This is a genomic window from Microbacterium sp. KU4F (genome assembly GCF_056868075.1).
In genome coordinates, this window is the sequence record NZ_CP200324.1 from 1,694,872 (window position 1) to 1,718,198 (window position 23,327).

20 protein-coding genes are annotated in these 23,327 nt (G+C 70.6%); 15 read left to right on the forward strand and 5 right to left on the reverse strand.

The annotated features are described in order from the left end of the window. The first annotated feature begins 32 nt into the window (after positions 1–32). The 9 genes from AC1VNH_RS08660 (at position 33) to AC1VNH_RS08700 (ending at position 10,414) form a co-directional block, all read left to right on the forward strand. A complete protein-coding gene (locus AC1VNH_RS08660) occupies positions 33–1,049 on the forward strand; it encodes a TIGR03842 family LLM class F420-dependent oxidoreductase (RefSeq protein WP_344229155.1) in 1,017 nt (338 codons plus the stop codon). Next, positions 1,046–1,939, forward strand: coding sequence for an ABC transporter permease (locus AC1VNH_RS08665; protein ID WP_483110884.1), 894 nt, complete (start codon positions 1,046–1,048; stop codon positions 1,937–1,939). The genes AC1VNH_RS08660 and AC1VNH_RS08665 overlap by 4 nt, the downstream gene beginning before the upstream one ends. Beyond that, positions 1,936–2,730 carry an ABC transporter ATP-binding protein gene (locus AC1VNH_RS08670; RefSeq protein ID WP_483110885.1) on the forward strand — a complete coding sequence of 265 codons (795 nt, stop codon included), beginning with the start codon at positions 1,936–1,938 and terminating at the stop codon, positions 2,728–2,730. The genes AC1VNH_RS08665 and AC1VNH_RS08670 overlap by 4 nt, the downstream gene beginning before the upstream one ends. Continuing rightward, on the forward strand, positions 2,727–3,509 hold the full coding sequence (locus tag AC1VNH_RS08675; RefSeq protein ID WP_483110886.1) for an ABC transporter permease: 783 nt from the start codon (positions 2,727–2,729) through the stop codon (positions 3,507–3,509). The genes AC1VNH_RS08670 and AC1VNH_RS08675 overlap by 4 nt, the downstream gene beginning before the upstream one ends. Before the next feature lie 52 nt (positions 3,510–3,561). Continuing rightward, complete coding sequence (locus AC1VNH_RS08680; protein ID WP_483110887.1) at positions 3,562–4,737, forward strand: ABC transporter substrate-binding protein; 1,176 nt, start codon at positions 3,562–3,564, stop codon at positions 4,735–4,737. Positions 4,738–4,794: 57 nt separating this feature from the next. Continuing rightward, positions 4,795–6,096, forward strand: a complete 1,302-nt coding sequence (locus tag AC1VNH_RS08685) for an aminotransferase class III-fold pyridoxal phosphate-dependent enzyme (protein ID WP_483110888.1) — start codon at positions 4,795–4,797, stop codon at positions 6,094–6,096. Between the two features lie 35 nt (positions 6,097–6,131). Further along, complete coding sequence (locus AC1VNH_RS08690; protein ID WP_483110889.1) at positions 6,132–7,625, forward strand: CoA-acylating methylmalonate-semialdehyde dehydrogenase; 1,494 nt, start codon at positions 6,132–6,134, stop codon at positions 7,623–7,625. A gap of 83 nt (positions 7,626–7,708) precedes the next feature. Beyond that, entirely contained in the window at positions 7,709–9,157 is a 1,449-nt protein-coding gene (locus AC1VNH_RS08695; RefSeq protein ID WP_483110890.1) for a DUF6421 family protein, read from the forward strand. Between the two features lie 189 nt (positions 9,158–9,346). Then, entirely contained in the window at positions 9,347–10,414 is a 1,068-nt protein-coding gene (locus AC1VNH_RS08700) for a threonine aldolase family protein (RefSeq protein WP_483110892.1), read from the forward strand. A gap of 7 nt (positions 10,415–10,421) precedes the next feature. On the opposite strand, the gene AC1VNH_RS08705 is transcribed toward AC1VNH_RS08700, so the two are convergent. Together AC1VNH_RS08705 and AC1VNH_RS08710 are read right to left on the reverse strand one after the other, a co-directional pair. Continuing rightward, positions 10,422–11,282, reverse strand: coding sequence for an AlbA family DNA-binding domain-containing protein (locus AC1VNH_RS08705; protein WP_483110894.1), 861 nt, complete (start codon positions 11,280–11,282; stop codon positions 10,422–10,424). Position 11,283: 1 nt separating this feature from the next. Next, complete coding sequence (locus AC1VNH_RS08710; protein ID WP_483110895.1) at positions 11,284–11,895, reverse strand: DUF4916 domain-containing protein; 612 nt, start codon at positions 11,893–11,895, stop codon at positions 11,284–11,286. A gap of 67 nt (positions 11,896–11,962) precedes the next feature. On the opposite strand from AC1VNH_RS08710, the gene AC1VNH_RS08715 reads away from it, so the two are divergent. The 3 genes from AC1VNH_RS08715 (at position 11,963) to AC1VNH_RS08725 (ending at position 15,476) form a co-directional block, all read left to right on the forward strand. Then, positions 11,963–12,604, forward strand: a complete 642-nt coding sequence (locus tag AC1VNH_RS08715; protein ID WP_483110896.1) for an alpha/beta hydrolase — start codon at positions 11,963–11,965, stop codon at positions 12,602–12,604. Positions 12,605–12,784: 180 nt separating this feature from the next. Next, complete coding sequence (locus tag AC1VNH_RS08720; protein ID WP_483110897.1) at positions 12,785–14,452, forward strand: ABC-F family ATP-binding cassette domain-containing protein; 1,668 nt, start codon at positions 12,785–12,787, stop codon at positions 14,450–14,452. 76 nt (positions 14,453–14,528) lie between these two features. Next, on the forward strand, positions 14,529–15,476 hold the full coding sequence (locus AC1VNH_RS08725) for an intradiol ring-cleavage dioxygenase (RefSeq protein WP_483110899.1): 948 nt from the start codon (positions 14,529–14,531) through the stop codon (positions 15,474–15,476). On the opposite strand, the gene AC1VNH_RS08730 is transcribed toward AC1VNH_RS08725, so the two are convergent. Together AC1VNH_RS08730 and AC1VNH_RS08735 are read right to left on the reverse strand one after the other, a co-directional pair. After that, positions 15,477–15,803, reverse strand: coding sequence for a hypothetical protein (locus tag AC1VNH_RS08730; RefSeq protein ID WP_483110901.1), 327 nt, complete (start codon positions 15,801–15,803; stop codon positions 15,477–15,479). Beyond that, positions 15,803–16,129, reverse strand: coding sequence for a hypothetical protein (locus AC1VNH_RS08735; RefSeq protein ID WP_483110903.1), 327 nt, complete (start codon positions 16,127–16,129; stop codon positions 15,803–15,805). The genes AC1VNH_RS08730 and AC1VNH_RS08735 overlap by 1 nt, the downstream gene beginning before the upstream one ends. Positions 16,130–16,253: 124 nt before the next feature. Between AC1VNH_RS08735 and AC1VNH_RS08740 the strand changes: the two genes are divergently transcribed. Both AC1VNH_RS08740 and AC1VNH_RS08745 read left to right on the forward strand, forming a co-directional pair. Then, complete coding sequence (locus AC1VNH_RS08740; protein ID WP_483110904.1) at positions 16,254–20,873, forward strand: ATP-dependent helicase; 4,620 nt, start codon at positions 16,254–16,256, stop codon at positions 20,871–20,873. Then, a complete protein-coding gene (locus tag AC1VNH_RS08745; RefSeq protein ID WP_483110906.1) occupies positions 20,866–21,648 on the forward strand; it encodes a DNA-formamidopyrimidine glycosylase family protein in 783 nt (260 codons plus the stop codon). The genes AC1VNH_RS08740 and AC1VNH_RS08745 overlap by 8 nt, the downstream gene beginning before the upstream one ends. A 263-nt stretch (positions 21,649–21,911) precedes the next feature. Here the strand turns inward: AC1VNH_RS08745 and AC1VNH_RS08750 are convergent, their stop codons facing one another. Beyond that, a complete protein-coding gene (locus tag AC1VNH_RS08750) occupies positions 21,912–22,574 on the reverse strand; it encodes a YitT family protein (RefSeq protein WP_483112713.1) in 663 nt (220 codons plus the stop codon). Between the two features lie 240 nt (positions 22,575–22,814). Between AC1VNH_RS08750 and AC1VNH_RS08755 the strand changes: the two genes are divergently transcribed. Continuing rightward, complete coding sequence (locus AC1VNH_RS08755) at positions 22,815–23,222, forward strand: acyl-ACP--UDP-N-acetylglucosamine O-acyltransferase family protein (RefSeq protein WP_274286362.1); 408 nt, start codon at positions 22,815–22,817, stop codon at positions 23,220–23,222. The last annotated feature ends 105 nt before the right edge of the window (positions 23,223–23,327 follow it).

The window sequence follows — 23,327 nt, forward strand, 5'->3', positions numbered from 1 at the left end:
TGCGCTCGCTCAACGACCGGAAGGTGTGACCCATGGACTTCGGTGTCGTCCTGCAGACCAATCCGCCCGCCTCGCGCACCGTCCAGCTGTCGCAGCTGGCGGAGGCGCACGGCTTCAGCCACGTCTGGACGTTCGACTCGCACCTGCTGTGGGAAGAGCCCTACGTGGTGCACTCCGCCATCCTGAACGCGACCAAGCGCATCACCGTGGGCCCCTTCGTGACGAACCCCGCCACCCGGGACTGGACCGTGACGGCATCCGTGTTCGCGACGCTCAACGAGATGTACGGCAACCGGACGATCTGCGGCATCGGACGCGGGGACTCCGCCGTGCGGGTCACGAACGGCAAGCCGGTCTCGATGTCGGAGCTCCGCGAGTCGATCCACGTCATCCGCGAGCTCGCCAACTCGCGCCCGGTCGAGTACAAGGGCGCGACGCTGCAGTTCCCCTGGAGTCGCGGGTCCCAGCTCGACGTCTGGGTGGCCGCCTACGGCCCGCTCGCCCTGAAGCTGACCGGAGAGGTCGGCGACGGCTTCATCCTGCAGCTGGCCGACCTCGACATCGCTCGGTGGATGATCAAGGTCGTCAAGGATGCCGCCGCCGCTGCCGGCCGCGACCCGGACAGCATCGCGTTCTGCGTCGCGGCTCCCATGTACATCGGCGACGACCGGGAGCACATGCGCGATCAGTGCCGGTGGTTCGGCGGCATGGTCGGCAATCACGTCGCCGACATCGTCGCGAAGTACGGAACCTCGGGCGAGGTGCCGCAGGCGCTCACCGACTACATCGCGGGACGCACCGGCTACGACTACAACAGCCACGGCAAAGCGGCCAACGACCACGTCGACTTCGTGCCGGACGAGATCGTCGACCGGTTCTGCCTCCTCGGCACCGCCGAGGAGCACATCGCCAAGCTCGAGGCGCTGCGCGAGATCGGGGTCACCCAGTTCGCGGGCTATCTGCAGCACGACAACAAGGAGGAGACGATGCGCGTGTACGGCGAGCGCGTCATCCCCGCCCTGGCCGAGCACATCACGGCGAAGCGATGATCACGCGCCGCGCGGCCGCCGCGATCTGGGGTGTGGTGGGCGTCGCGGCCGTCATCGCGCTGTGGGAGCTGTACAAGTTCCTGGGTCCCGCCGATGGCGTGACGATCGGAGGCGACGGATCGACCGGCAGCGGGGTCATGATCCTCCCGCGCACCCACGACCGCGCCATGCCGCGCGTGTGGGAGATGGTCGCCCGGCTGTTCGCCTCGACGAGCGGCGGCGACACCCCGCCGCTGTGGGTGTCGGTCCTGTCGGCGGGAGGCGTCACGCTCGGCATCGCCGCGGCGGGATGGGTGATCGGCGTCCTCGTCGGCGGCATCCTCGCGATCGCGATGCAGCGCTGGCGGCTCATCGAGTGGGGCCTGCTGCCCTGGATCGTCGTCAGCCAGACCGTGCCGTTGATCGCGTTCGCGCCTGTCGTGAACGCCCTCGGCGGGCAGTTGGCGCGCGAGGGGATCCCCTGGCCGCAGTGGCTGTCGGTCGCCGTCATCGCGTCCTATCTGGCTTTCTTCCCCGTCGCGATCGGCATGCTCCGCGGTCTGCAGGCGCCCGACAGCATCCACGTCGACCTCCTCCGCACGTACGCGGCGGGCTACGGGACGACGCTCTGGCGGTTGCGGCTGCCCGCGGCGGTGCCGTATCTGCTGCCGGCGCTGCGACTGGCCGCCGCGGCGGCGGTCGTCGGAGCGGTGGTCGCGGAGGTGTCCATCGGCATGCGCGGGGGCATCGGACGCATGCTCATCCAGCTCGCAGGTCAAGCGTCGTCCGATCCCGCCGCCCCCTGGGGACCCACCTTCGGCACGATCGCGCTCGGCCTCGTGGCCGCCGCGTCCGTGGCCCTCGTGGGCGCAGGGCTCAAGAACTACCGCAGAGGCGAGGAGACCGCATGAGCACCGCACCCGCCGTCCGTGCCGCAGGCGTGGGCAAGATCTTCCCGACCCGGACCGGCGATGTCGTCGCGCTCACCGATGTCGATCTCGACGTCGCGCCGGGCGAGTTCGTGTCGCTGATCGGCCCCTCCGGATGCGGCAAGTCGACGCTGCTGCGCCTGATCGCGGACCTCGACGCCGCGACTGCGGGCACCCTCGAGATCTTCGGCAAGCCTGCCGCCACCGCCCGACTCGACCAGGACTACGGCATGGCCTTCCAGCAGGCAGGGCTGCTCCCCTGGCGCACGATCGCCGAGAACATCGCCCTCCCCCTGGAGATCCAGCGGGTGACGAAGGCGGAGCGCGTCGCACGGGTCGCCGAGCTCGCGGAACTCGTCGGCTTGACCGACTTCGTGCAGCGGTACCCCGACCAGCTCTCGGGCGGGATGCAGCAGCGCGTCGCGATCGCCCGCTCGCTCGCCGCGCGGCCCAAGCTGCTGCTCATGGACGAGCCGTTCGGAGCGCTCGACGAGATGACCCGCGAGCGGCTGCAGGCGGAGCTCACCCGCATCGCGGCAGAGACCGGTGCCGCCGTCGTCTTCGTGACGCACTCGATCCCGGAGGCGGTGTTCCTCTCGGATCGGGTCGTCGTGATGAGTCCCCGTCCCGGACGCATCACGACGGTGATCCCGACACGTTTCGACCGCATCCGCGACGAGGCGCTGCGCGAGTCGACCGAGTACTTCGAGAAGGTCACCGAGGTGCGCGAGGCCCTGCACGGAACGCCGGCGACCCGGGCGAACGAACGATGAGCGCCACCGGAGTCGAGCGTCGGCTGCCGTCGTGGCTGCGCGTCGCCGCCCCTGCCGGTGTCGCCCTGATCGGGCTCGTGGTGTGGGTGCTCATCGTCGATGTCGCCGATGCGGCACCGCGGATGCTTCCGAGCCCCTTCGCGATCCTCGAGGAGTTCTTCACCCGCTGGTCGATCATCGCGCCCGACATGGCGATCACCGGGACCAACGCTCTCGTGGGCCTCGTCGCCGGAACCGTACTGGCGATCCTCCTGTCCGCACTGGCGGCGTCCGCCAAACCGATCGACGGGATGCTCGCGCCTCTCGTGGCGGCGCTCGCCGTCATCCCGATCGTCGCTCTGACCCCCATCCTGAACACGATGTTCGGCGCCTCGAGCCAGTTCGGCCGGCAGGCCGTCGCCGCCATCGCGGCGTTCGTCCCCGTCTTCGTCAACGTGCTGCGGGGCCTGCGCCAGACCCGCCCCGTGCAGCGCGACCTGCTGCGCGCGTCCGCCGCATCCCGCGCGCAGACGTTCCGCTTCCTGACCCTGCCCACCGCCCTTCCCTACCTGATGTCCGGAATCCGCATCGCCGCATCCCTCGCGGTCATCTCCGCCCTCGTGGCCGAGTACTTCGGCGGGCCCGCCGACGGCATCGGCACCGCCATCGCCAGCTACGCGAAGTCGGGCCGCGCCTCTCTCGCGTGGGCGTTCGTGCTCGGCGGCATCCTCATCGGCCTTCTCTTCTTCCTCGTGACGAGTCTCCTGGAGCGACTGTCGACGAGGCGGGCCCCGGTCTGACCGGAGGCGTTCCATCGCACCACCCGGCACCACCGAACCCGAAAGGAACAGCATGAGACACAGCATTCGACGCGCCCTCGTCGCCGTATCCGCCGTCGGCATCGCCTCGATGGCGCTGGCTGCCTGCGCAGGCGGAGACTCCGGCGCACCGGCCGCCTCCGGCGACCCCGACTACGAGCCGCTCACCTCGGTCAAGCTGCAGCTGCAATGGCTGCCCCAGGCCCAGTTCGCCGGTTACTACGTCGCTCTCGACCAGGGTTACTTCAAGGAAGAGGGCTTCGACGACGTCGAGATCGTCCCGTCCGGCGGCGACATCGTCCCCCAGGACGCGCTCGTGGCCGGCGATGTCGACTTCGCCGTCGCGTGGGTACCCAAGGTCCTCGGCACTCTCGAGGCCACGGGTGCCGAGCTGACCGACATCGCGCAGGTGTTCCAGAAGTCCGGGACCCTCCAGGTCTCCTGGGCCGACAGCGGCATCACGTCCGTCGCCGACTTCGAGGGCAAGCGCATCGGCTCGTGGGGCTTCGGCAACGAGTGGGAGATCTTCGCCGCCATGGCGGCGGACGACCTCGACTCCACCTCGGTCTCGATCACGACGCAGGACTTCAGCATGAACGCGCTGCTGGACGGCGACGTGGATGCGGCGCAGGCCATGACCTACAACGAGTGGGCGCAGGTGCTCGAAGTCGTGAACCCCGCGACGGGCAAGCTCTACCAGCCGGAGGACTTCAACGTCATCTCCTACGAGGACACCGAGGGCGCCATGCTCCAGGACGCCCTCTGGGCCGACACGGCGCGCCTGTCCGACGACCCCGCCTACGCGGACGCCGCCGTGCGGTTCCTGAAGGCCGTCACGAAGGGATGGATCTTCGCCCGTGACAACCCGGAGGAAGCAGCATCCATCACCTACGATGCGGCGATCAACGCCGAGGCGGCCTTCCCCGTCGGCCCGGTGCACCAGCTGTGGCAGATGAACGAGGTCAACAAGCTGATCTGGACCGACGACGACTTCGGCGTCGTGAACGAGGATGCGTGGAAGAAGACGGTCGCCGGCGCGCTGAAGGCGGTCAACCAGGACGGTCTGAACCTCATCACCGAGGAGCCCTCGGACACGGCGTACAGCAACGAGTACATCGAGAAGGCGCTGCAGGAGCTCGAAGCCGAGGGGGTCGCGGTCAAGGGCACCTACACGCCCATCGACGTGACGCTCACCGAAGGCGGTAAGTAGGATCCGCGGTGGGGGCGATGCACGCGTCGCCCCCACCGCTCATCAAAGGAGAAGAGCATGACCACCGACCTCGACCGCCGAGCCTGGGAACTCGACCGCGCCCACGTGTTCCACTCCTGGTCGGCGCAGGCGGCCCTCGATCCGCTCGTCATCGCGGGCGGGGAGGGCACACGTGTCTGGGATCACGCCGGCACGCGCTACCTCGACTTCTCGAGCCAGCTCGTGAACGTCAACATCGGCCACCAGCATCCGGCCGTCGTGGCCGCGATCAAAGAGCAGGCCGAGCTGTTGACGACGATCGCGCCGTCGACGGCGAACCTGACGCGGGGCGAGGCGGCCGAGCGCATCATCGCGCGCGCCCCCGAGGGATTCCACAAGGTGTTCTTCACCAACGGCGGCGCCGACGCGAATGAGAACGCCATCCGCATGGCGCGTCTCGTGACCGGCCGCGACAAGGTGCTCTCGCGCTACCGCTCGTACCACGGCAACACCGGGGCGGCCATCGTGGCCACGGGCGACTGGCGCCGCATCCCGAACGAGTACGCCCGCGGACACGTGCACGTCTTCGGGCCGTACCTCTACCGCTCGGAGTTCTGGGCCACAACGCCCGAGGAGGAGTGCGCTCGCGCCCTCCACCACCTCGAACGCGTCGTGCAGGCGGAGGGGGCGGCCACGGTCGCGGCCATCCTGCTGGAGTCGGTGCCCGGCACCGCGGGCGTCCTCGTGCCGCCGCCCGGCTATCTCGCCGGCGTGCGCGAGATCTGCGACCGCTACGGCATCATGCTGATCCTCGACGAGGTGATGGCCGGATTCGGTCGCACCGGGCGCTGGTTCGCCTTCGAGGGCCACGACGTCGTGCCCGATCTCATCACCTTCGCCAAGGGCGTGAACTCCGGATACGTCCCGGTGGGCGGTGTCATCATCTCCGATCCGATCGCGGCGGCCTTCGACGAGCGCGTCTTCCCGGGCGGTCTCACCTACTCCGGCCACCCCCTGGCGGCGGCCTCCATCGTCGCGACCCTCGACGCGATGGAGGCGGAGGGGATCGTCGAGAACGCGGCACGGATCGGACGCAACGTGCTGGGCCCCGCGCTGCACGGGCTCGCCGAGAAGCACGATGTTATCGGCGAGGTGCGCGGCGAGGGCGTCTTCTGGGCGCTCGAGCTCGTCGCCGACCGCGGCACGCGCGAGCCCCTCGCCGCCTCCGCGATGGGCGCGCTCAAGAAGGATCTCATCGGACGCGGACTTCTCCCCTTCGTGCAGGACAACCGCATCCACGTCGTGCCGCCCTGCGTCGTGACCGACGAGGATGTGAGCGAGGCCATCGCCATCTACGACGAAGCCCTCGCGGCCCTCTGATCCCCCACCCACGACGACGTGACAGGAGAAACGACATGACCCACACCCTCGGACACTGGGTATCGGGAAGCGATTGGGATGGGGCATCCGAGCGCACGGCGCCGGTCTACAACCCCGCGCGCGGCACGGTGACCAAGCACGTGCGTCTGGCGAGCGCAGCCGACGTGGATGCGGCGGTGGCCGCCACCGCGGCCGCGTGGCCCGTCTGGCGCGATGCGTCGATCGCCAAGCGCACCTCCGTGCTGTTCGCGTTCCGCGAGCTGCTGAACGCCCGCAAGCAGGAGCTCGCGGAGATCCTCACGGCCGAGCACGGCAAGGTGCTCTCCGACGCCCTCGGCGAGATCGCCCGCGGCCTCGAGGTCGTCGACTTCGCCTGCGGCGTCGGCCAGCTGCTCAAGGGCACCTACTCCGAGAACGTCTCCACCGACGTCGACGTGTACACGCTGCGTCAGCCGGTGGGCGTCGTCGGCGTCATCAGCCCCTTCAACTTCCCCGCCATGGTGCCGCTCTGGTTCCTGCCGATCGCGCTCGCCGCCGGCAACGCCGTGGTGCTCAAGCCCAGCGAGAAGGACCCCTCCGCCTCGATCTGGCTCGCGCGCCTGTTCGCCGAGGCAGGCCTGCCCGAGGGCGTGCTCACCGTGGTCAACGGCGACAAGGAGGCGGTCGACGCCCTGCTCGTACACCCCGACGTCCGCTCGATCTCGTTCGTCGGTTCCACGCCCATCGCGCAGTACATCTACGCGACCGCCGCCGGTGCCGGCAAGCGCGTGCAGGCACTCGGCGGCGCGAAGAACCACATGCTCGTGCTGCCCGACGCCGACCTCGACCTCGCCGCGGATGCCGCGGTCAACGCGGGGTTCGGCTCGGCCGGTGAGCGCTGCATGGCGGTCTCGATGATCCTGGCGGTGGATGCGGTCGCCGACGCGCTGGTCGCGAAGATCACCGAGCGGATGTCGACGCTGCGCACCGGAGACGGCACGCGCGGGTGCGACATGGGTCCGCTCATCACGCGCGAGCACCGCGACAAGGTCGCCGGGTACCTGGATCAGGCCGCATCCGACGGCGCCACGGTCGTCGTCGACGGGCGCGGGATCGACGTCGACGGTGAGGCGGACGGCTTCTGGCTCGGCCCCTCGCTCATCGACCGCGTGCCGCTGGATTCCGCCGTCTACCGCGACGAGATCTTCGGTCCGGTGCTCTCCATCGTGCGCGTGAGCGGATACGAGGAGGCGATCGACATCATCAACGCCTCGCCCTACGGCAACGGCACCGCGATCTTCACGAACGACGGCGGCGCCGCCCGCCGCTTCCAGCGCGAGGTGCAGGTGGGGATGATCGGCGTCAATGTGCCGATCCCCGTTCCGGTCGCCTACCACTCGTTCGGCGGCTGGAAGGCCTCCCTCTTCGGCGACGCGAAGGCGTACGGCCCGTACGGCGTCTCGTTCTTCACGCAGGAGAAGGCGATCACGAGTCGTTGGCTCGACCCCTCGCACGGCGGTCTCAACCTGGGGTTCCCGCAGAACGCCTGAGCGCGCCCACCCTCCGGCCGCGTAGCCTGTTCGCACCATCACCATGCCGCATCCGCGGCCGACTTCGACGATCGGAGGTTCCCATGTCCATCGACGCCGCCCACCCCTCCCGTGAGCTCAAGGCGATCATCGGCGAGCCCGAGGTCGTCGAGGACGCCGCGAACCTCGCTCTCGGCGTGGAGGACGATCCGGCCTGGCTCGAGCTGAAGGACGCCGCCGTCGCACTGCAGGGGATGCAGGCGAAGGACGGCTCCGTGCCCGAGGCGGAGGACCGGGCGGCGGCCCGGGTGGAGGTCGAGCGGATCGTGGCGGCCGTGCAGGAGCTCGCGCCGCGCTTCCCGCACGACGCCGAGTACCTGCAGGCCCTCGTGGGCGATTTCCTGCGCTGGTCGGCGGAGGACTTCGGCGTGCCGGACTTCTTCGACGCACTCGTCGCCTTCCAGCCGCAGCGGCATCGCGTCGACGGGATGCGCCACCTCGTCGTGTTCCCGATGTACACGCAGAACGGCTCGCCGAACCGGTACATCGAGGCGGTGCTCGTCGAGGTCATCTGGCCCGAGTTCATCGCGCAGCTCGAGACCGAGTACACGAACGCCCTGTTCGTCTCGCTCCGCCTCGTGGACTTCACCCCCGGCTACGACACGAACTCGGCCGTGCTGTTTCCCGAGACCGTGTCGATGCGGGAGATCCCCGCGTTCACGTGGGGCGCGATCTTCCAGGACCGCGAGGCCGCGCGCTACCGCAGGGTGGTCGCGGCCGCATCCGAGATCACGAAGCTCGAACTGCCCGAGGACGCGGCCCGGATGCTGACCGATCAAGCTCTCACCGAGCAGACGTTCGTGATGTGGGATCTCATCCACGACCGCACGCACATGCGCGGCGACCTGCCGTTCGATCCGTTCATGATCAAGCAGCGCATGCCGTACTTCCTGTACTCGCTGGAGGAGCTGCGGTGCGATCTGACCGCGTTCCGCGAGTGCGTGCTGATCCGCCGGCGCCTCGACGAGCGGATCGCGGCCGGCGAGCAGCTGAGCGAGGTCGACGAGCGGATGCGGGAGCACGCCGGACTCGTACTGTACGCCGTGCTGTTCGACCGCATCTTCCGCTTCGCGATCACGGGCAGCCGGGTGCGCAACTACGACGGGCTCGGCGGTCAGCTGCTGTTCGCGTGGTTGCACCGCCGCGGCGTGCTGCACTGGACCGACACCCGGCTGCGCATCGACTGGGAACAGGTTCCGGATGCGGTCGTCGCGTTGGCGGATGCCATCGACGAGCTGTACTGGCGCTCGATCGACCGCCCCAAGACGGCGCACTGGCTGGCGGCGTACGAGCTCGTGAGCTCGGTCGTGACCCCGCATCCGGCCTCGGTCTGGGCGCGGGGCCTGCCGGACGAGGTGCTGTCGGGCCCGCCGTCGGGCTACACCGACCAGGTGCTGACCGACGAGTTCCCGCTGTCGATGTTCTATGAGGCGCTGGAGAAGAAGATGCGCGACGTCATCGCCTCCACCGCCGGCATCCGCGCGGCCGACTGACCCGCCCGAGCGGTTCGCCGCCGCATCCGCCCCTCCGGCATGTCCCACTTGCCGCAGCGCATGTCCCACTTGCCGCAACCCGTGTCCCACTTTCTGCAGATCAACGCACCGATTTCTGCGGAAAGTGGGACATGGTGCGACGAACCGGGCGTACGGATGCGGGCAGCAGCCGACGTAGATTGGACGATTGTGACGACTCTGCATGACACCGCCGTGCGCGGCTTCGCCTCCGACAACTACTCCGGCGTGCACCCCGAGGTGCTGGCCGCGATCGCGGCCGCCAACGAGGGGCACCAGATCGCCTACGGCGAGGACGTCTACACGGCCCGCCTGCAGGAGGTCGTCGCCTCCCACTTCGGCGACCGCGCGGAGGCGTTCCCCGTCTTCAACGGCACCGGCGCGAACGTCACCGGCCTGCAGTCGATGCTGCCCCGCTGGGGTGCAGTCATCGCCGCATCCACCGCGCACATCAACGTCGACGAGGGCGGTGCGCCGGAGCGCGTGGGCGGCATGAAGCTGCTCACCGTCCCCTCGCCCGACGGCAAACTCACCCCCGAGCTCGTCGACCGCGAGGCATGGGGCTGGGGCGACGAGCACCGCGCACAGCCCCTCGTGGTCTCCATCACCCAGACGAGCGAGCTCGGCACGCTCTACACGCCGGACGAGATCCGCGCCCTCGCCGATCACGCCCACGAGCGCGGGATGCGGCTGCACCTCGACGGGGCCCGCATCTCCAACGCGGCGGCCGCCCTCGGCGTGCCGCTCGCCGCCTTCACGACCGACGCCGGCGTCGACGTGGTGAGCCTGGGCGGCACGAAGAACGGCGCGCTGGGCGCGGAGGCGATCGTTGTGCTCGACCCCGCCGCATCCACCGGTCTCACCTACCTCCGCAAGCTCAACATGCAGCTGGCCTCGAAGATGCGTTTCGTCTCGGCGCAGCTCGTGGCGCTCTACGAGGGCGATCTGTGGCTGCGCAACGCCTCGCACGCCAACGCGATGGCCCAGCGCCTGCGCCGAGGTGTGGATGCGGGGCTCGCCGACGGCACGATCCGCGGCGTCTCGTTCACGCATCCCACCCAGGCCAACGGCCTGTTCGCGATCCTGCCCGAGGGCGTGGCGGAGCGCCTGCGCGAGTGCTTCCGGTTCTACGACTGGGACGAGGCGCGCCGCGAGGTGCGCTGGATGTGCTCGTTCGACACGACCGAGGACGACATCGACGCGTTCGTCGCCGCGATCGCGCGCGAGACCACGCGCTGACGCGCTCTCAGGCGCCGGACGGACGCCCGAGCACGAACGACGCCACCGACGGACGCCAGTGGCGGGCCACGTAGTCGACGGCCTCATCCACCCCGAGCGCGCGCGACGAGTTGCCGACCCGCACCCAGAGCTCACGGCTCGAGCCGCCGTCCTTGGGCTGCGTGACGAAGACCGGCTTGCCCGCAGGCCGGCACTGCACGAGGCACACCACGACGCCGTCGCCCGCGGTCCCGAAACGGATGCGGGGAAGCGCCGCGGCGTTGCGGCCGAGGGAGGTGGAGAGCATGTCGCGCAGCCACAGCTCGAAGCGGTCGTGGTCGGGCGTGCGCAACGTCTGCAGATCGCGCTCGAGTCCGACCGCCTCACCCGCGTCGTTCGCGCCGATCACGAGAACACCGCCTCGCGAGTTGAGAAACGCCGCCACGGTCTTCGCGACGGCGAGCTCCATGCGCGCGTCCTTGCGCGATTCGCGCACGTTCCACCGGGCGGTCTCCTTGAACTCCCGGCGCTCCGACTCGCCGGCGGCGAGCACCGCGGCCGCATCCGGCATCGCACTCGCCCCGCGCACCGCCGCCACCGCTCCCGCGACCAGGAAGGACAGTCCGAGACTCGCCCCCGTCGCCAGCAGCAGGGTGCTCGGCATCCACAGCCGCTGGCCCGGGATGAAGAGTCCCGAGATCAGCGCACCGGCGCTGACGCCGAGCACGCCGATGAGGGTCATCGTCGCCGTGCCGAGCGACAGGCGCTCCCCGAACAGCCGTCGCAGCAACAGTGCGATGCCGTAGGCGACGAGGAGGACCACCGGCAGCGCGACGGCGAAGTCGACGAGCGAGGGGCTCGCCGGGAACGCGGATGCGGCGAGCACCATGTCAGCGCAGGGCGCCGACGCTGGCCAGGCCCAGGCGGATGAGGGTTCCCCGGCCGCCTTCCATCTCGGCCGCGAGCGCGTCGGATGCGGCCTCCGCCGGCTCCATCCACGTCACCTCGAGGGCGTCCTGACGCGGCTCGCACGTGCCGGTCACCGGCACCACGAAGGCGAGGGAGACCGCGTGCTGGCGGTCGTCGTGGAACGCGCTCACGCCCGGCAGCGGGAAGTACTCTGCGATCGTGAACGGCGTCGGGCTCGGCGGCAGCAGCGGGAACGCCATCGGGCCCAGATCGTTCTCGAGGTGGCGGAAGAGCGCGTCGCGCACGGTCTCGCCGTAGCGCACCCGCCCCGACACGATCGTGCGGGTCATCTCCCCCAGCGGCGTCGCGCGCAGGAGGATGCCCACCTGCGTCACCACACCCATGCCGTCCGTGCGCACCGGAATCGCCTCGACATAGAGCATCGGCAGGCGACGGCGCGCCTCGGCGAGCTCGACGTCGCTCAGCCACGCCGGATTGCCGGCGCTCCCGGGCAGCCCCCCGAGACCCAGGGGATCGCGCGACGAGTCGTCGCCGGGCTCGTGGGGATCTGGATCGGGCGTGCGGACCGGCATGCCTCCTGTATACCCCACACGCCCGCCTCGCATGGCGGATGGGGGTGGTGGGTAAGAGGATGGAGCGATGGATGCCACCCCGATGCTCGACGACGACGCCGTGCTGTTCTCCGACGACGACGATGCTGCCGACCGCCCCCTGCTGGTGCTGCTGCACGGCTACGCGAGCGACGAACGCGACCTCTTCTCGCTGGCGGCGCATCTGCCTGCCGAGTACCGCATGGCTGCGGTGCGCGCGCCGCTCGCGCCGCCGTGGCCGTCGCCGGGCTACTCGTGGTACCCGATCGAGGGCCTCAACGGCCGAGACGCGGCAGCGATCACCGCCGGGTCGGACGCTCTCATCGCCTGGCTGGATCGCACGAGCACGGCCGAGGCCGTCGGGCTCCTGGGGTTCTCGCAGGGCGGCGCCGTCTCGCTGCAGGCCCTGCGACGACAACCAGACCGGTTCGCGTTCGCGGTGAACCTCAGCGGCTATGCCACGCCGGGAGAGCTCGACACGGATGCGGCGCTCGCAGCGCTGCGCCCGCCGGTGTTCTGGGGGCGCGGTTCCGCCGACGACGTGATCCCCGCTCCTCTGATCACCCATACCGCGCAGTGGCTGCCCGATCACGTCGATCTGACGGGGCGCCTGTACCCCGGTCTCGGCCACTCCGTCAGCGCGGAGGAGCTCGTCGACATCCGGGCGTTCCTCGAACGGCAGCTCGGCTGATCCTCCGCTCGGCCTGGACATCGCCCTCCGCGCTCGGTAGGGTCTTCGAGTCCTGCCCCTTCCGAAAGGTCGAACCGGTGTACTTCCTCGACGGCTTCCAGCCCACGCGCTGACCCCGTCGATCACCGTGCCCGCGGGCACCCGGGTGTCAGTGCTTCCACCGACATCCCGGGAGGCATCATGCCCGCTCTCTCCGCCGCGGTCGTCCTCGACCGCCTCTCCTTCTCGTGGCCGGACGGCACGGCCGCTCTGACCGAGGTCTCCGGCACGTTCGGCACCGGCACCACGGGCCTGGTCGGACGCAACGGCTCCGGCAAGACGACCCTGCTGCGCCTGATCGCCGGAGAGCTGCATCCCACATCCGGTCAGCTCGGCGTCGACGGCGACGTGGCGGTGCTGCCGCAGCGCCTGACGCTCGACGCCGACCGCCCCGTCGCGGACCTGCTCGGTCTCGGCGAGGTGCTGGCCGCGCTCCGCGCCGTCGAGGCGGGCGACGTCGACGCCCGCCACTTCGACACGATCGGCGACGACTGGGACGCCGAAGCCCGTGCCATCGCCGCGCTCGACGCCGCAGGGCTCCCCGGTGACGCCCTCGACCGGCGCGTCGGACAGCTCTCCGGCGGCGAAGCAGTGCTCGTCGCGACGGCGGGATTGCGGGCGCGCCGGGCGGCGGTGACGCTTCTCGACGAACCGACGAACAATCTCGACCGCGCGGCACGGGCGCGCCTGCGCGATCTGCTCGCGGACTGGCCGGGCGCCCTGATCGTCGTGAGCCACGACGTGACACTGCTGGACGGGATGTCGGAGACGGCGGAGCTGTACGGCAATCGACTGACCCGCTTCGGCGGGGGCTACCGCGCGTGGCGCGAGCATCTGGAGAACGAGCAGGATGCGGCACGCGCCGCCGAACGCACCGCCGCATCCGCCGTCCGGCGCGAGAAGCGCCAGCGCATCGAAGCGGAGACGACGCTCGCACGACGCGCCAGGACGGCCCACAAGGCGCAGGTCGAGAAGCGTGTGCCCAAGATCATCGCCGGCGGACGAAAGAATGCGGCGCAGGTGTCGGCCGGCAAGCTCCGCGGTACGGTCGCCGATCGCGAGACAGCCGCGCGCGCCGCGCTCGAGACGGCGGAGCGGCGCGTGCGTGACGACGAGAGTGTGCACGTGGATCTGCCCGATCCGCAGGTCGCCGCGGGCAGGCGGCTCGCCGAGATCGGCGACGGCGAGCGCACCTGGATCGTGCAGGGCCCCGAGCGGATCGCGATCGTCGGAGCCAACGGCGCCGGCAAGTCGACCCTCCTCGAGCGGTTGGCGACGGGGACGGCGCAAGACTCCGCCGGAACCGGTCGCGGCGAAGACGCCGAAGGCCAGGTCGGCCCTGCCTGGCTGAGTTCTGCACGTGCGGTGCCGCTCACGGATCGGGTGGGGTACCTTCCGCAGCGCCTGGACGGGCTGGACGACGACGCCACCGTGCTGTCGGTCGTCGCCGATGCGGCACCGACGACGCCGACGGCGCAACTGCGCAACCGCCTGGCGCGCTTCCTCCTGCGGGGCGCGACCGTCGACCGCGCCGTCGCGACCCTCTCCGGCGGCGAGCGGTTCCGGCTCTGCTTGGCACGCGTGCTGCTCGCCGACCCGCCGCCGCAACTGCTCCTGCTCGACGAGCCGACCAACAACCTCGACCTCGAGACGGTCGACCAGCTCGTCGACGCGCTCTCCGCGTATCGCGGTGCGCTGATCGTGGTCAGCCATGATGACGACTTCCTCTCCCGCCTGGGCGTCGACACGGTCATCGAGATCGACGAGGACGGGATGCGGGAGACGGACCCGTTCATAGCCGACGTATAGGAGCGTCACCGTCGCCGCCTGAGCGCGTCGGACATCATCGAGCGACGAACCCTCCCCGACATGTCAGGAGACGACCGTGACACGCATCCCCGGTGCCGAACAGACCCCCCGAGGGCTCGCCTACGAAGGCCGCCTGTTGGACCGACCGGACGAAGAGGTCGTCGACCAGGGCGCCCCGTTCGACGTCCGTACCCTCATCAGCCGCCGTGGCATCCTCGGGTTGGTGGGAGTGGGGTTGGGAACGGCGGCGCTCGCGGCCTGCGCCCCCGTGAGCTCGGCGGGTACGACACCGACCGCGACGCCGACCCCCTCGGGCTCCGCCACAGCCCGGTCGGCTTCGGGAACACTCCCCGCGGGCGAGATCCCCGACGAGACGGCCGGCCCCTACCCCGGCGACGGATCCAACGGCCCGGACGTGCTCGAGCAGAGCGGCATCGTGCGCAGCGACCTGCGGACGAGCATCGGCTCCTCGACCGCGGTCGAGGGCGTCCCCCTGACCTTCACGCTGCGCGTGACTGACATGGCGAACGGCGACGTGCCCTTCGCCGGCGTCGCCGTCTACGCGTGGCACTGTGACGCGCAGGGCCGCTACTCGATGTATTCGGAGGGCGTCGAGAACGAGACGTGGCTGCGGGGCGTCCAGGTGGCCGATGCGAACGGGCAGGTGAGCTTCACCTCCATCGTGCCCGGCTGCTACACCGGCCGCTGGCCCCACATCCACTTCGAGGTGTATCCGAGCGTCGACGACATCACGGACGCCGGCAACGCGATCGCCACCTCCCAGCTCGCCGTGCCGGAAGCACCGCTCGCCGAGGTGTACGCGCTGGCCGCCTACGACGGGTCGGCGCGCAATCTGTCGCAGGTGACGCTCGCCAGCGACAACGTCTTCGGCGACGACGGCGGCGCGCTCCAGGTCGCCACCGTCACGGGCGATACGACCGGCGGCTATACCGCCGCGCTCGCCGTCCGCGTCGACACGACGACCACACCGTCCGCGGGCCAGGCGCCCGGCGGACGACGCTGATCAGCGGCCGCCGTCGCGCCCCGCTCCTCCGATGCCGGGCGCGCCCGGCTGGCCATAGGGCCCGTGCTCGCCGGTCGCACGGTGGTCTTGGATCGGACGCACCGACGAGCCGACCCCGCGCATCATGCGCCACACCCACACGGCGGTGAGCGCCCCGATCACCACCACGACGGCCAAGATCACCGCAAGGCTCTGCGTGACGATGCCGAGGATGACGGCGAGCACGGCCGCCAGTGCCAGCATCCCGAGGACCACCCCGAGGATCGCGCCGATCGATGGCCGCCGGAGCGGCTGCTGCTCGTCGTAGGGCTCGGAGGTGCCGACCATCAGCTCGTCCCTCCAGACGTCGAAGATCCGCCCGCGTTGCCGAGCCCCACCGTGTTCGGCTGACCCAGAGGTCCGTACTGCTCGTATCCGGGTCGCTCGCCGGGTCGGTGCTCCGGCGGCGGCGAATCGCGCAGAACGCGGGGCACCCACAGCGCGCCGAGCACGACGACGACGGCGCCGGCGATGATCGCGGCGACCACGCTCTGGGTGATGGCGGCGGTGAAGCCGCCGATGATGCCGGCCAGGACCAGCATGATGGCGGCGAAGGCCACAATGCGCCACGCCGAGGAGCGCATCGGGCGATCGTTCTCGTTGTTCGTGTCCATCCCGACACCCTAGGCAGGGGGCTCCGATCGCGCACCCCGTTGACCCGGGCGCGACAGGCGTCTAGGCCTGCGCTCTGAGCGCAATCCCCGCCCGGGTGTCGGCGGCTACGGCCACAATGATCGGGTGAGTGATGTGCTCGGCCAGTTCTCGCCTGCCACGCAGGACTGGTTCCGGGGCGCCTTCGCCGCTCCCACCGACGCGCAGGCAGGAGCCTGGCACGCGATCTCGCAGGGGCGCCACGCGCTCGTGGTCGCTCCCACCGGCTCCGGAAAGACCCTGTCCGCCTTCCTCTGGGCGATCGACAGCGTCTTCCGCGAGCGGACGGCGTCCCCCGCTCCGGCGAAGGATGCACCGCGCACCCGCATCCTGTACATCTCGCCGTTGAAAGCGCTCGGCGTCGACGTGGAGCGCAACCTCCGCTCCCCGCTCGTGGGAATCGGGCAGTCGGCCCGACGCCTGGGCCTGGTCGCGCCCGATGTGCGCGTCGGCGTGCGCTCGGGCGACACCACATCCGCCGATCGACGCAAGCTCGTGAGCGACCCGCCCGACATCCTCATCACGACGCCCGAGTCGCTCTATCTGATGCTCACGAGCCAGGCGTCCGAGACCCTGCGCGGTGTGCACACCGTCATCGTCGACGAGGTGCACGCGGTGGCTGCCACCAAGCGCGGAGCGCATCTGGCCGTCAGCCTCGAGCGCCTCGATGCACTGCTGGAGAAACCGGCGCAGCGCATCGGCTTGTCGGCGACCGTCCGTCCGATCGATGAGGTCGCGCGCTTCCTCGGGGGTGCGGCCCCCGTCGACATCGTCGCTCCGCGCGCCACGAAGGCGTTCGACATGACGGTCGTCGTGCCGGTCGACGACATGCTGCATCCGCCGCCACCACCGGGGCAACAGGCCGACGGTGAGGGCGAGGACTGGTTCGCCTCCGACGGGGCCGAGAGCACCGAGGTCACGGGATCGCTGTGGCCGCACGTCGAAGAGGCGATCGTCGACCGCATCCTTCAGCACCGCTCGACGATCGTCTTCTCCAACTCCCGCCGCCTCGCCGAGCGCCTCACCGGACGCCTGAACGAGATCTACAGCGAACGGCTGGGGCTCGATCTGCCCGACCCCGCTGTGCCCGCCGCGGTGATGGCGCAGGCGGGGGCCACCGCCGGCGCGGAGCCGGTGCTCGCCAAGGCACACCACGGCTCGGTCTCCAAAGAGCAGCGCGCCATCGTCGAAGACGAGCTGAAATCGGGCGTACTGCGCTGTGTCGTGGCCACGAGCAGTCTCGAGCTCGGCATCGACATGGGAGCGGTCGACCTGGTGATCCAGGTCGAGGCGCCCCCATCGGCCGCGTCCGGACTGCAGCGCATCGGTCGCGCGGGTCACCAGGTGGGCGAGGTGAGCCGCGCAGCCCTGTTTCCGAAGCACCGCGGTGACGTGCTGCACACCGCGATCGTCACCGAGCGGATGCTGGCGGGTCGGATCGAGTCGATCCGCGTGCCCCAGAACCCGCTCGACATCCTCGCCCAGCAGACCGTCGCGGCCGCCGCGCGAGGCGCGATCGAGGTCGAGGACTGGTTCGAGACCGTCAGACGCAGCGCGCCCTTCCGGACGCTCCCCCGCTCCGCCTACGAGGCGACGCTCGATCTCCTGGCGGGCCGCTACCCGTCCGACGAGTTCGCGGAGCTCAGACCGCGGCTCGTGTGGGACCGCGATCACGGAACGCTCACCGGTCGCCCGGGCGCGCAGCGGATCGCCGTGACCAGCGGCGGCACGATCCCCGACCGAGGGCTGTTCGGCGTGTTCGTCGCGGGCGAGAGCCAGAACGCCCGCGTCGGAGAGCTCGACGAGGAGATGGTCTACGAGTCGCGGGTGAACGACGTGTTCACCCTCGGCACGACCAGCTGGCGCATCGTCGAGATCACGCACGACCGCGTCAACGTGGTGCCCGCATTCGGCCAGCCCGGCAAGGTTCCGTTCTGGCACGGTGACGGGCTGGGTCGGCCGGCCGAGCTCGGCGAAGCACTCGGCGCCTTCTCGCGCGAGGTGTCCGCGGCCGAGCCGGCTCGCGCCAGGGAGCGCCTGTCGGAGGCCGGGCTGGATGCGTTCGCGCAAGACAACCTGCTCGCCTACCTCGCCGAGCAGCGCGAGGCCACCGGTTCGGTCCCCACGGATCGCTCCCTCACTGTGGAGCGCGGGCGCGACGAGGTCGGCGACTGGCGCGTCATCCTCCATTCCCCGTACGGCATGCAGGTGCACGCCCCGTGGGCGCTGGCGGTGAACGCCCGCATCCGGGAGCGACTGGGGGTCGAGGGGTCCGCCGTGGCCAGCGACGACGGGATCATCGCCCGCGTCCCCGATGCCGAGGCGGAGCCGCCGGGCGCCGAGCTGTTCGTGTTCGACCCGGACGAGCTCGAGCAGATCGTCACGGACGAGGTCGGGGGCTCCGCCCTGTTCGCTTCGCGATTCCGCGAGTGCGCCGCCCGCGCCCTGCTCATGCCGCGCACGAATCCCAACCGCCGCAGTCCGCTCTGGCAGCAGCGCCAGCGTTCCGCGCAGCTGCTGGAGGTCGCCCGCCGCCACCCCACGTTCCCGATCATCCTCGAGACGCTGCGCGAGGTGCTGCAAGACGTCTACGACCTTCCGGCGCTGACCGGGATCGCCCGCAAGATCGCGGACCGCCGCATCCGCCTGGTCGAGACGACGACGTCGCAGCCCTCCCCGTTCGCGCGCGACCTGCTGTTCGGCTACGTCGGCGCCTTCATGTACGAGGGCGATTCGCCGCTGGCCGAGCGCCGTGCCGCCGCGCTCTCGGTCGATCCCGCGCTGCTGGGCGAGCTGCTCGGCAAGATCGAGATGCGCGAGCTGCTCGATCCCGACGTCATCGCGCAGTTCGAACGCGAGGCGCAGCGCCTCGACGACGAACGCAAGGCGCACGGCGCCGAGGGCGTCGCCGATCTGCTGCGCCTGCTCGGCCCTCTCGCCGTCGACGAGCTGGCACTGCGCCTGACCGACGGCGAGCAGGCGGCGCAGTATGCCGCGGACCTGGTCGAGAGCCGTCGCGCGATCCGGGTCGGCATCGCCGGGTCTGAGCGGATCGCCGCGATCGAGGATGCGGGCCGGCTGCGCGACGCGCTCGGTGCCGCACTCCCGGTGGGACTGCCCGTCGCGTTCCTCGAACCGGTGGCGGATCCGCTCGGCGACCTCGTCGCAAGACACGCCCGCACGCACGGTCCGTTCACCGCCGATCAGGTCGCCGACCGCTTCGGCGTCGGGGTCGCCGTCGCACGGCACACGCTTCAGCGCCTGGAGTCGTCGGGCCGGGTCACGAGCGGCTTCTTCCTTCCCGAGTCTGCCGCGCGCCGCAGCGACGACACCGAGTGGTGCGACAGCGAGGTGCTTCGACGATTGCGGATGCGGTCGCTGGCCGCCATCCGGGGCAGCGTCGAGCCCGTCTCCCCCGACGCCTTCGCCCGTTTCCTCCCGGTGTGGCAACACGTGACCCGGCCCCTGGAGGGGATCGACGGCACGCTCGCCGTCATCGAACAGCTCGCCGGGGTCCCGATCCCGGCGAGCGCCTGGGAGGCCCTCGTCCTCCCCTCGCGGGTCAGGGACTACACGCCGTCGATGCTCGACGAGCTGACGGCCACGGGCGAGGTCGTCTGGGCCGGCCACGGTGCACTGCCCGGTCGCGACGGATGGGTGTCACTGCACCCCGCCGATGCCGCATCCCTCACCCTCGCCGTCCCCGAGGACGAGGTCGCGGCCGATTCGCTCGATGCCCGCATCCTCGACGTCCTCGCCGCCGGAGGCGCATACTTCGCCGCACAGGTGCGCGAGCTCGCGCAGGCGGAGAACGAGCAGTCCGTCGTCGATGCGCTCTGGCGACTGGCGTGGGCAGGCCGCGTGACCAACGACACCTTCACCCCCGTGCGCGGACTGCTCTCGGGCGGATCCCAGGCGCATCGGGTGGCCCGCCGGGCGCCCCGCGCGCGGATGTTCCGAGGCACGAGCATGCCGCGCCCGACGGCTCCGGCGCGGCCCGCATCCGTCGGCGGACGCTGGTCGCTGCTTCCGACGCCGGAGAGCGACCCCACGCTGCGCCACACCGCCGCGGCATCGCTGCTGCTCGATCGCTACGGCGTCGTGACCCGCGGGTCCGTGCAGAACGAGGGTCTGCCGGGAGGCTTCGCCCAGGCCTACCGCGTGCTGGCCCAGTTCGAGCAGACAGGGCACTGCCGACGCGGGTATCTCATCGAGAAGCTGGGAGCGGCGCAGTTCGCCGCCTCGGCGACGATCGACCGGCTCCGCGAGTTCGCCGCGGTGGGCGACCCACCGCCTCGCCACGGCGTGACTCTCGCGGCGACCGATCCCGCCAACCCCTATGGCGCGGCGCTCGGCTGGCCGGCGCGCGACGGCGTCAAGCATCGCCCCGGACGCAAGGCGGGAGCGCTGGTCGTGCTCGTCGACGGCGAACTCGTGCTGTATCTCGAGCGCGGCGGCAAGACGGCGCTGAGCTTCACCGACGACGAGGACGCGCTGGCCGCCGCGGCGGCGTCGCTGGCTCAGACCGCGCGCGCCTGCAGGCTCGAGACCCTCACGATCGAGCAGGTCGACGGCGCCTTCGTCTTCGGCACGGTGCTGGGTCGGCTGCTGCGCGACGCCGGTTTCGTCGAGTCCACCCGAGGCCTGACGCTGCGTCGTCTCACCGCGGGCGATGCGGTGCGAGCGGAGCGGTCGACGCGTGCCTGAGGGCGATACCGTCTATCGCGCGGCGGCCCGCTTGCACGCCGCACTGGCCGGGCGCGTCGTCGAACGGTTCGATCTGCGTGTACCCCAGCTCGCGACGCTCGACCTCAAGGGTCAGACCGTGCACGCGGTCGTGCCGCGCGGCAAGCACCTGCTGGCGCGCATCGGCGATCAGACGCTCCACTCGCATCTGAAGATGGAGGGCGAGTGGCACGTCTACGCGCCCGGAGCCCGGTGGCGCAGACCCGCCTTCAAGGCACGCGCGATCGTCGGCGTCGCCGCAGCGGATGCGGTGGGTTTCGATCTGGCCATGATCGAGGTAGTGCCGACGGCACGGGAGGATGAGCTCGTCGGCTACCTCGGCCCCGACCCTCTCAGTGCCGACTGGGATGCTGCCGAGGCGGTGCGCCGTATCGGCGCGGACGCACGAGCCGCCCACGTGGCCGTCCTGGATCAGCGCAACGTGGCAGGCTTCGGCAACGTCTATGCGAACGAGCTGCTGTTCGTGCGCGGCATCCACCCCGAGACGCCCGCGAACGAAATCGATGCCGCCGGGCTGATCGAGACCGGCGCGCGCATGATCCGCGCCAACCGCGATCGTCCGGCCCGCACGTTCACCGGCCAGGACCGCGCCGGGCAGCGCACCTGGGTGTACGGCCGCGCCGGCAAACCGTGCCGCCGGTGCGGCACCCTCATCCGGGAGACGGCCCTGGGCGCCTCGCCCACGGCGGAGCGCAACGTGTTCTGGTGCCCGCGCTGCCAACCCGCGCCCGACTGAGCTCTCGCTCCCTCAACGCCTCATCCCGATCCGCCGGCTGCCGGCCGCTGAGTTCCGCGGCCGGTCGTCGCCCCTTCGTCACGCCCCGGGCATGTCCCACTATCCGCAGGGCATGTCCCACTTTCCGCAGAAATCACGTCCCGAAAGTGCAGCAACTGGGACATGCCGCGGGAATCCAAGCCCAGCAGTGCAGCAAGTGGGACATGCCGCGGGCATCCGCGCCCCAGGATGCGGGAGATGCCGGCGGCTGACGGCCCGGAATGTCAGTGGCCGATATAGCGGCCGGGGCGGTGGTTCATGGCGAGGACCAGGTTCAGCAGTACGGCGCCGATCGCGCTCAGCAGGACGGCAGGGGCCGGGATGACCAACAGCGAGATCAGGATGATCACGAGGTCCAGGATGAGCTGGGTCCATCCGGCGCGGAAGCCGGTGCGTTCCTGGATGAGGAGCGCGACGATGTTGATCCCGCCCAGGCTCGCCTTGTGTCGGAACAGGATCAGCAGACCGACGCCGGCCAGGAGGTTGCCACCGAGCGTCCCGTAGATCGGGTCCAGACTCTCGATGCGCAGGAGAGCGTGGTGCACGACCGACCACCCCGACACGAGCGCGATCGAGACGGCCGTCCGCAGCGTGAAGTCCCATCCCTTCTTCCAGATCGCGAGCACGGCGAAGGGAAGGTTCACGACGGCGAAGATCAACCAGAACGGCCACGACGTCGCGTAGTCGAACAGCAGGGCGACGCCCGCGGTGCCGCCCGTGACCGAGCCCGCCGATTGCAGCAGATAGAGACCGAGCGAGGCCGCGAAGGTGCCGGTGAGGATACCGAGGATGTCCTCGGGCACGCTGTGCGCCGTCTGCTTGACGTCGAAGACCAGGGTCGAGGCGGTCTCGGGTGCGCTCGGGCGTGCGCCGAGCTCCGGTTCCATCGCGTCGGCGGATGGCTCGGCGGACTCCGGATGCGGCTCGTTCACGTCGTCCATCGTGCCACCTGGATGAGCCTGCTCTGCGCGGCGGTTAGGTCGTCGACGCGTGCGGCGCAACCCGCATCCGATCCCGCGTCGGCTCCGAATAAGGTGCAAGGCCGGAAGAGTGCCGGGTCGGGAATGAAACCCCGTACCGGATCGTTTCGATCAGTGCTGGCACCTCGAGGTCCGGAGGAGGCGATCGTGGGCAAGAACTACATCGATATCGAGAACGAGCGCGGTGAGATGCTGCGCTACCGCAAGCACGTGAACGGACGTGGGCTCATCGCGAACGGCGCGAAGGTCCACCCGACGGCCGTCGTCGAAGCGGGCGCCTATGTGGAGCCCGGCGCGCAGATCGCCGCCGACGTCTATGTCGGCCGCGGCGCGTGGATCGAGAGCGACGTCGTCATCGGTCCGAAGGTCAAGATCGCGCCGCACGCGCACATCGGTTCCCGCGCACGCGTCGGCGCCGGAGCGCAGATCGGCGTGCGCACGCAGATCGGCCCCGGCGCGAGTGTCGCCGGCGGTTCGCTGATCGGCGACGACCAGACCATCGCGCAGGGTGAGCGCGTCGCCACCGACCGCCGGGGGCTTCGCTCCGCCGCCTGAGCGCACCGCATCCGTCACTCCCACCCGTTCGCCTGTCCCAGATCGCGCCCGCCGGCTCGATATGTGACAGGCGAACTGCCGTTTCAGGACCGAGCCCCTCGACGA